Source organism: Deinococcota bacterium, assembly GCA_030858465.1.
Lineage (GTDB): Bacteria > Deinococcota > Deinococci > Deinococcales > Trueperaceae > JALZLY01.
The window spans coordinates 1-8485 of sequence record JALZLY010000068.1 but is presented as its reverse complement, the minus strand read 5'-3'; the positions used below and the strand labels follow the sequence as shown (position 1 = coordinate 8485).

Annotated in this window: 9 protein-coding genes; 4 read left to right on the top strand and 5 right to left on the bottom strand. The window is 63.4% G+C overall.

What is annotated here, in order from left to right:
- Window positions 1-16 precede the first annotated feature (16 nt).
- The 5 genes from M3498_03330 to M3498_03310 form a co-directional block, all read right to left on the bottom strand.
- Window positions 17-679, bottom strand: coding sequence for a superoxide dismutase family protein (locus M3498_03330; GenBank protein ID MDQ3458328.1), 663 nt, complete (start codon window positions 677-679; stop codon window positions 17-19).
- A gap of 223 nt (window positions 680-902) precedes the next feature.
- Entirely contained in the window at window positions 903-2297 is a 1395-nt protein-coding gene (locus tag M3498_03325; GenBank protein ID MDQ3458327.1) for an erythromycin esterase family protein, read from the bottom strand.
- Window positions 2275-2943 (bottom strand): phosphoribosyltransferase, encoded by a 669-nt coding sequence (locus M3498_03320; GenBank protein MDQ3458326.1) that lies wholly within the window; start codon window positions 2941-2943, stop codon window positions 2275-2277. The genes M3498_03325 and M3498_03320 overlap by 23 nt, the downstream gene beginning before the upstream one ends.
- A 211-nt stretch (window positions 2944-3154) precedes the next feature.
- On the bottom strand, window positions 3155-3358 hold the full coding sequence (locus M3498_03315) for a dodecin family protein (GenBank protein MDQ3458325.1): 204 nt from the start codon (window positions 3356-3358) through the stop codon (window positions 3155-3157).
- Window positions 3359-3566: 208 nt separating this feature from the next.
- On the bottom strand, window positions 3567-3812 hold the full coding sequence (locus M3498_03310) for a hypothetical protein (protein ID MDQ3458324.1): 246 nt from the start codon (window positions 3810-3812) through the stop codon (window positions 3567-3569).
- Window positions 3813-3971: 159 nt separating this feature from the next.
- On the opposite strand from M3498_03310, the gene rpsT reads away from it, so the two are divergent.
- The 4 genes from rpsT (at window position 3972) to M3498_03290 (ending at window position 7557) form a co-directional block, all read left to right on the top strand.
- Window positions 3972-4268 (top strand): 30S ribosomal protein S20, encoded by a 297-nt coding sequence (gene rpsT / locus M3498_03305; GenBank protein MDQ3458323.1) that lies wholly within the window; start codon window positions 3972-3974, stop codon window positions 4266-4268.
- A gap of 246 nt (window positions 4269-4514) precedes the next feature.
- Window positions 4515-6080: an aldehyde dehydrogenase family protein gene (locus tag M3498_03300; protein ID MDQ3458322.1), complete on the top strand. Its 1566-nt coding sequence runs from the start codon at window positions 4515-4517 to the stop codon at window positions 6078-6080.
- 118 nt (window positions 6081-6198) lie between these two features.
- Complete coding sequence (locus M3498_03295; protein MDQ3458321.1) at window positions 6199-6915, top strand: SIMPL domain-containing protein; 717 nt, start codon at window positions 6199-6201, stop codon at window positions 6913-6915.
- 36 nt (window positions 6916-6951) lie between these two features.
- Window positions 6952-7557 (top strand): NUDIX hydrolase, encoded by a 606-nt coding sequence (locus M3498_03290; GenBank protein MDQ3458320.1) that lies wholly within the window; start codon window positions 6952-6954, stop codon window positions 7555-7557.
- Window positions 7558-8485 lie beyond the last annotated feature (928 nt).

The following is an 8485-nucleotide window of genomic DNA, read 5'->3' as shown; positions in this document are numbered from 1 at the left end:
CCCCCCCCGCGCTTCGTCAGTCGGTTTCGTCGGCGTCGTCTTCGGATTCCCGCTCCGCAATCTCCTCGCTCGCTTCACCGCCTGCGGCCTGGGCTTCTTGATCCACGCGTTCGACCACGCCGCAGGCGATGCGGTCACCGCTCTCGCCGCTAGGATCGCTGATGTGGTCGTCCGCGTCCGTGTGGATGACCAGGGCGGTGCCGTCCCCGTTCAGGATCGACCTCTCACCCTCAGCCAGGGTGATGAGCAGCGTGGTCACCTCGTAGGAGGCGTTGCCGTCCTCGTCGACGTGGATGTTGGGCAGGTCGCCGGCGTGCGGCCCGTCGGGGTTCAAGAGGCCGTGCTCGGCGTCCGTCGGGTTGAAGTGATCGCCGGCGGACTCGAAGTCGGGTGGTTCGCATAAGCCCGTCTCGTGAAGGTGAATGCCGTGCTCGCCGCCGGCCGCGGCCTCGAAGCCCTCGAGCTCGATCCGGACTATAACCGCGCCCTCGTCGCTGCTCGAGAAGGTGGCGTGGCCGACCGTGTTGCCGTCGGCGTCTTGCAGTTCGGCTCTCGCCTGCGCCTCTTGCTGGGTTGTCTGCTGCGCCGCCGCCAAGCCGAGCAGCCCGGCGAGGGACAGGGTGAACAACAGGGACAGGGTGAGGAGCAGGGACGAGAGAAGCTTGGACGTTGTTCGCATATCTTCCTCCTGGGGTTTGCAATCTTTCTGGCTTTCTGGGGTTTGCAATCTTTGTCGCCGGTCTTCGGGGGTCTGAGAATCACCTGTTCTACTGCAATTGTCTGCGTGACGACTCGTACTCTAGGCGAGCACAGGTAGCGAAACTCTTACATTCCGCGGTGACGGCCCGCCCTCGGTCTAGACGCCCCAAGAACTAGACACCCAAGAACCAGACACCCAAGGACTAGACACCCCAAGGATAGGTGTCGGGCGGTTCGCGGCCGTCGGTGGACGCCAGGTGAAGCGGGTGGAGCGCCTGGCTCTCATCCAGATAGAGAAAGGCGTCATAGCGCTCCGGCAGGATGGTTGTGACGTAGTTGCCATAGCGCTCGTGCGCCGGGTTGTAGACGACGCCGATGGCGCGGTGGCCGCGCGGCTCGAAGAGGGCGTCGCCCTCGGCCCCCGACAGGAGCAGCAAACCATCTTTGCCGACCGCTCCGTGCAGCAGCTCCTCCCAGCTGCCCTCCCTGGCCTCCGGTACAGGCATGCGCTCCATCTTCGCGCCCCAGCTCCGGCCCGCGATGACGCTGCCCCGGTAGGAGCCGAAGCCGACCAGAAAGACACCTTCGCCTTCGTGGCGCTCGCGGGCGAGCTGGCCGATATTGGTCATGCCGGCATTGGCCATGTCGGTGGCGCGGGCGTCGCCGATATGGGTGTTGTGCTCCCAGACGATGGCTTTGGGCCTCTGGCCCTGACGCGCCCGGTGATGAACCATGAGCCTGTCCAAGGTGTCGGCCATGTGGTGGTCGCGGACGTTCCAGGACTCGGGGCCGCCCCTCACCATGGCGCGGTAGTAGCGCTCGGCGCCCACGACCACCAGGGCGTTCTGCTCGGCGTTGAAGGCCGCCTCGGGGTCGTTCTCGTACAGCTTGCTCCTGCCGCGAAGCTCGCCCAGCAGGCCGACCACCTCGTCCTCGCAGGAGGTGGGCACGAAGGCGGTGGCGCGCGCGTACTCCTGAACGTCCTCGCCGTAGGGCTCGAAGCAGCGAAAGGCGCGCTCGGCGGCGGCGAGCGCCTCCGGGTCCGTCCGCTTCAGATAGCTCATCAGCGAGTGCAGCGACTCCCAGAGGCTATAGACATCGAGGCCGTAGAAGCCGACCTTCCGCCCTTCGTCGAGGCTCTGATTGTGCCCTTTCAGCCACTCGGCCAGGGCCACCACCTCCCAGTTGGCCCACATCCAAGTCGGCCAGCGGTCAAAGGCGTGCAGAACCTCGCGGGCGCTCTCGCCCGCGCCCCTATAGCCCTTGACGTAGCGGTTGACGCGGTAGCAGTCGGGCCAGTCGCCCTCGACGGCGAGAAAGGAAAAGCCCTTTTCGCGGATGAGGCGCTGGCTCAATCTGGCCCGCCAGCTGTAGTACTCCGAGGTGCCGTGGGAGGCCTCGCCCAGGAGGACGTAGCGGGCGTCGCCGATGGCGTCCAGTAGCGGGTCGAGATCGCCTGCATCCGCTAGCGGGCGAGCGATGTTCCGAATCTCTTGGCTGAGCCCTTCCGGCTCGCGCTGTAAGGAATGGCTTCGTCCGAGGCGGATGGGGCCCACCTCGAGGCGAACGGTCTTCTCACTCCCCAAGGCTCGGGCCATGCCTCACCCTCTTTGCAGCCTCCAGAAGCTCGCGCACTTCCTCGTCGCTCGTCTGCGCGAAGTCGTCGTACCACATGCCCACGCCGTAAAAGGGCTGCGGCGTTTCGGCGCAAATGATCTCATCGACCTCCGCCCGAAGGGCGGCGCAGGTCTCGGGCGCCGCGGTGGGCACCGCCACCACGACCTTGGCGGGCCCTTGCGCCTTGACCGCTTGGGCGGCGGCGCGCATGGTGGCGCCGGTCGCTAGGCCGTCGTCAACGAGGATGACCGTGCGGCCCCGCAGCTCGGGCGCGGGCCGGTCACCACGGTAGCTGCGCTCGCGGCGCTCCAGCTCGCGCCCCTCCCTCTCGGCAGCGGCGTCGATGGCGTCTTCGGGAACCCTGAGGCTACGCACGATGTCGTCGTTCAAGACCCGCACACCTCCCGTGGCGATCGCGCCCATCGCCAGTTCCTCGTGGCCCGGCGTGCCGAGCTTGCGCACCACGAAAATGTCCAGGGGCACCCCGAGCACCTTGACTACTTGGAAGGCGACAGGCACACCGCCGCGCGGCAAGGCCAGGACCAGAACATCCTCGCGGCCCGCGTAATGTGCAAGCTTCTCCGCCAACCTCGCTCCGGCGTCCTTGCGGTCGCGAAAGCGCTTCACCGTTGATCACCGCCTCAATAGGTCTCCACCTTTTGGTGGTTCGATGACGGTAGAACACCGCTGACATTCGCCTGAGAAATCACAAAAGGAGCTCAGTCGAGCCCCTTTTGAAGGGTAGCGGGTTCTGCGCGCGCTGTCACTGTTGTTCAAGCCTGCATTCGAGGAGGCCTTTGAAAGTTGAGTGGGAAGAGATCGCCTCGAGACCCGCAGACTACTCTTCGAGTTTGAACGAGATCTTGGCGTTGATCCTGTAGTGGGTGATGCGGTCGTTTTCGACGATGGCCTGCATCTCCTTGACGTAGATGGACTGGATGTTACGAACGGACTTGGAGGCATGTTGCAAGGCCACTTGGGCGGCGTCATCCCAACTCTTGTCCGATTGCGCCAAGACTTCGATCACTTTGATTACAGACATGATGGTCTCCTTTTCTCGAGCCTGGTGAGTAGCTTCATGAACCTCAGGTCAAGATTTGTTGTAGCAGCTTTGTCGGCGCCCGACTTGGTGCCTTGTCACCTTTTGCGACCATGCAGGGTGCAAACATGCGAGCATCGACGGCTCTGTTCTGTTCCTCCCGCCTCCGTTCCTCCCGGCCCCGCGAGCGGAGAGGACCCTGCGCAAGGAGTCAGCGATCACTCGAGGCGTCGGGAGTCGGCGTCCCACCCTCCGGACCGCCCCTGTCCAGGTTGGGATCGCGCTCGGGACCGCTACTGTCGCCCCGGTCCCAGGCGGGGTCGATGCCGGGGCCGGTGGGGACGCGGCCCTCTTCCGAACGGTCCCTCGGCAACTCGATCTGGCTGTCCCCTGCCTCGGAGTCGTCCCTGCGGCTATCTTCTCTGCCTCTGTCTTCTCTGCCTCTGTCGTCGCTCATGATGATCCTCCTGGTAGGCCCCTATCTTGCAACCCCAGCCGTTACAAGCCTCTTAGCCCCTGCTGGCCCGGGTTTCATTTCGGGTTTCGCGCGCCGTTGCGCCAAGGACCGAAACCGTGCTAAAATGCCAAAGTTGTCGGCTCGACGAGCCTTTGGAGGATTATGGCCAGAAACAGATCAGCGATGAAATACCACCGCCAGTCGCAAGAGGTGAGAGCGGTCAACCGCGCCAGGAAATCGACCATTCGCACCTTCAGCAAGAAGGCGGTGGCCGCGGCGGAAGCGGGCAATCACGACGACGCCACCAAGTTCACCCGCGTGGCCGTCAGTTTGATCGACAAGGCGGCAAAGGGGTCCGTCAAGGGCTCGACCCTGCACAAGAACACGGCCGCGCGCAGAAAGTCGCGCCTCGCCAAACGCATCAACAAGCAACTCGCAGACAGCAAAAGCAGCTAAACCCGCCCGTTCAAGCCTAAACCCGGCACACACAGGTGCCGGGTTCTGTCGTCATTGCCTTTACCTCAAACTGCCTTCAGTACGTCAAAAACTCCGGGAACAAGATCGCGAGAAGAGGCAGGCTTATCTGCGGTTCAACCTGGCATATTCCTCTTCGCCGCGGTCAAGCGTTTGGTGAGGCCTGCCGAGGCTCGAGGGGCGTGTTAGCATCGGGCTGGAAGGCCAGCGTGGCCGGCAAGGAGGGTTATGGCAAAGACATTCACGCACATCATCGGCGGCAAAGAGGTAGGCAGCGACAAGAGCTTCGAGTCGCGCAGCTCGCCGAACCTTGGTGACGTTCTGGGCAGCTTTCCCGAGGCGAGCCGCGAGCAGGTCCGCGAGGCCTGTCTGGTGGCGCGGCAGGCCTTCGTCACCTGGCGGGACACACCGGCGCCCGTCCGCGGCGACCTCATCGGCAAGATCGGCAAGGCGCTCGAGCGCGAGAAGGAGTCGCTCAGCCGTCTGGTCACCCGCGAGATGGGCAAGACCCTCAAGGAGGCGCGTGGCAGCGTCCAGGAGGCCATCGACACCTGCCACTTTTTCCAGTCCGAGGGGCGCAGGCTCTACGGCCAGACGGTGCCGTCCGAGATGCACAACAAGGAGCTCAACACCTACCGCCGTCCTCTGGGCGTCGTCGGCATCGTCACCGCCGGCAACTTTCCCATCGCGGTGCCGAGCTGGAAGATAATTCCGGCCCTGGTCACCGGCAACACCGTCGTCTGGAAGCCCTCCGAGGACGCCCCGGCGGTCGCCTACGCCTTCATGAAGCTGATGCAGGAGGCGGGCCTGCCAAGCGGCGTGGTCAACCTGGTCTTCGGCGGCGGCAAGGAGGCGGCGGGGGAATTCCTCGTCGAGATGATGGACGAGGGTTTACTCGACAAGTTCGCCTTTACCGGCTCGACCGCGGTAGGACGCCTCATCGGTGAAGTTGCCGGGCGCAACCTCTTGCATCCCACGCTCGAGCTCGGCGGCAAGAACCCGCTCGTGGTCATGCGCGACGCCGACTTAGACAACGCCGTGGCGGGCGCGCTGTGGGCGTCGTTTGGCACCGGCGGCCAGCGCTGCACCTCGGCGGGCAACCTGATCATCGACGAGCCCGTCTACGATAGCTTCAGGCACAAGTTCTTGGAGGGCGCCCAGAGGCTCAAGATCGGTAACCCGGTCAAGCACGAGGACGTGGTCTACGGACCCTTCATCAACGGGCGCTTTTATGAGCGCTGGTTGGAGCACTACGACTGGGGCCGGCTCGAAGGGGCCACCCTGCTCTACGGCGACGGCCGCATCAGCGAGGAGAGCAAACCCGACGGCTTCGTCGGCGAGCCGAGTGAGGCCTACTACGGCTGGCCGACGGTCTGGGAGGGCGTGCGCCCCGGCATGCAGCAATTCCAAGAGGAGATCTTCGGGCCGACCATCAACCTGGTCAAGGTGGACGGCATCGACGAGGCCGTCCACACCGCCAACGCCGTCGACTACGGCCTGAGCAGCGCCATCTACACCATGAGCCGCGAGTGGGCCTACCTCTTCAAGGACAAGATCCAGGCGGGCATGACGAGTATCAACAACTCGACCACCGGCGCCGAGGCCCACATGCCCTTCGGTGGCGTCAAGGGCTCGGGCAACGGCACCCGCGAGTCGGGCATCTGGGTGATCGACAACTACACCTACTGGCACGGCGTCAACGACGACGTCTCGGGCAGGCTCCAGCTCGCGCAGATGGATACCGAGTACCTGACGCCCACCGACGTGATCGAGGTGAACGAGCTTTTCGGCTAGCTTCACGGCTCGAGCTCGCCTGCTTGCGCTTTCAGCATCCTCATCCTCCGGCGCCTAATGCTTAGCGTCATGCTTAGCGTCGCAGGACCAAGTGCGTATTCAGAGATTTTAAGGAGTGATGATGGGAAAACTGTTGACCGCTTTGCTGCTCGCCCTTTCGCTTCACGCCGTCGCCCTGGCTCAGGTGGGTAGCGGCGCGGGTAGCGGCGCGCGGACCGTCTCGGTCGTCGGCACCGGCACGGCCTACGGCGAGCCGGACATGGCTATTTTCGAGGCCGGCGTGAACGTGGTCTCCGAGGACGTCGCCGCGGCCAACGCCGCGGCCAACGAGGAGATGGCCACTATTTTGGAGGCGCTCGTCGGGGCCGGGGTGGCGGAGCACGACATCCGCACGGTGGGCTTCAACATCTGGCGCGAGGAGCGTTACAGCCCGGAGGGTCAACCGACCACGCCGGTCTTTCGCGTCGTCAACACGGTGCGGGTGACCGTGCGCGAGGTGGACCGGGTCGGCGAGCTCCTGGGCCTCAGCATAGGGGCCGGCGCCAACTCCATCGGCAGCGTGCAGTACACGCTCGAAGACCCCGCTCAGCTCGAGAACGCGGCCAGGGAGCGGGCGATGCGGACGCTCAGGGACCGCGCCGAGAGGCTCGCCGGCCTGGCGGGCGTGAGCCTGGGCGAGGTGCTCAGCATCAGCGAGACGCCGGACTTCTACCCCATGCCGCCCGTGCCGGCCTTCGACATGGACGAATCGGCGGTGCGAGGCGCCGACGTGCCGGTGGCCGCGGGCCAGCTCTCGGTCACGGTGACCTTGCAGGTGACCTTCGGCCTCGAGTAGCCCGTCCCTCCCGGAGTCTTGTGTTAGCGTAAAACCGTGACCGAGCACGTCTACTGCGTTCCCGCGGCCAGCCTGCCCAAGCCGCAGGGTGAGGTCCTGCCGCTCGGCCGCGAACTCTACGCGCGGCTGCTCGTCGGCGGCGCGTTCCGCCCCCGGGCCGAGGCCGAGGCGGACGAGAGCTGGCGGCAGATCATCCCCTACGCGGCGGTGGCGCAAGGGGGCAAGGTGCTGCTCGTGGAGCGGCTCGCGGGCGGCTCCGAAAGCAGGCTGCACAAGGAGCTCTCGATCGGCCTGGGCGGGCACATCAATCCCGAAGACATGGGGCTCGAGAACATGGGCAACGCCCGCGACCTCATCGAGGCGGCGTTAAACCGAGAGCTTCGCGAAGAGCTCGAGATCGGCGCCTTTTTCGCCGAGGCCGTCGGCCTCATCCACCGCAGCGAGACGCCGGTCGAGCGCGTCCACACCGGCGTGCTCTACCGGGTCAGGAGCGCCGGGCCGGTGAGGGTGCGCGAGACGACCAAGCTCGCAGGGCATATGGTTCTCCCAGAGGAGCTCGAGGGGCTGTTCGAGCGGCTCGAGGGCTGGTCGCAGGTGGCGTGGCGCTTTTTGAGGGAGACGACACAAACAGCTCAAGGATAAGCACCGCGAAGTATCTCCCTTATATCGAGAATCGCTCAGGTTGCTGCCTAGAGAGTACCCAAACGCACTATGTTTCTTTATTCCTGAAGTTGGTTGAGGGGGGGCGGAAAGTCGGCATGACGTTTCCCAAAGCTCTTCGTTCAAGTAAATTTTTCTCTCATTTAACGATTTAAATGCTCCGAATCCCACTACCTTTCTCATGATTCATGTCTGTATACAAGATTTTCAAGTCCGATGGTGGACAGGAAAAAGAAAAGGTGAAAGAAACGTGAGAACTTTGGCATTATTTACTCCCTACATGAGATGAAAAGCCGTCAATTTTCAGGAACCGGCCTCAAAATGGTTGAACGAAGAGCAAAGCGCTCATTTCAGGCAGAAGGTGAAACGCCTGGAAAACAAGGCCGAGATGCCGCGCACGCAACCGTGACAACACGCCGTCATTTGTATCCGCTTGGGGCGCCCCAAGAGCCAATACTGACCCGAAGTCGGCCTCTCTAGGCAGCTCAGGATGGCAAGGAGCGTGGATTTGCCAGCTTGTACTTCTTGTCCCAAATCTATCCACAGATTTTGCAGTGTTTATCTACAAGTAATCGAGTGTGTCAATGAGCTCAAGATCCTGGCTGCTTTTTATGAGCTCGCGCAGAATTGGTACGTGACCTGCTGTGATGAGCAGCAGAACCCTCTCGTTTTGGGCCACCATACTAAACAAATTCGAGAAGATGCGGACGTGGCGTGCATACCAAGCGGTGAGCAAGTCGCTTCCTACGTGGGTATCTCCAGCTCCCACCCACATTCCGCCAGTGTTTAGATGCTGACTACGGGGACAAAACTTTCAGACATAGTTCCAGCGGGTACTTAGCCTCGTTAGGAGCAGCGGTGATAGCCGCCCGCAAGAGCTCGAAGCCGCGCTTGAAGAGGCTTTTGGGGG

Coding starts and splice junctions, on each gene's coding strand:
- M3498_03330 (MDQ3458328.1), bottom strand. CDS start 679: ATGCGAACAACGTCCAAGCTTCTCTCGTCCCTGCTCCTCACCCTGTCC.
- M3498_03325 (MDQ3458327.1), bottom strand. CDS start 2,297: ATGGCCCGAGCCTTGGGGAGTGAGAAGACCGTTCGCCTCGAGGTGGGC.
- M3498_03315 (MDQ3458325.1), bottom strand. CDS start 3,358: ATGTCTGTAATCAAAGTGATCGAAGTCTTGGCGCAATCGGACAAGAGT.
- M3498_03310 (MDQ3458324.1), bottom strand. CDS start 3,812: ATGAGCGACGACAGAGGCAGAGAAGACAGAGGCAGAGAAGATAGCCGC.
- M3498_03300 (MDQ3458322.1), top strand. CDS start 4,515: ATGGCAAAGACATTCACGCACATCATCGGCGGCAAAGAGGTAGGCAGC.
- M3498_03295 (MDQ3458321.1), top strand. CDS start 6,199: ATGATGGGAAAACTGTTGACCGCTTTGCTGCTCGCCCTTTCGCTTCAC.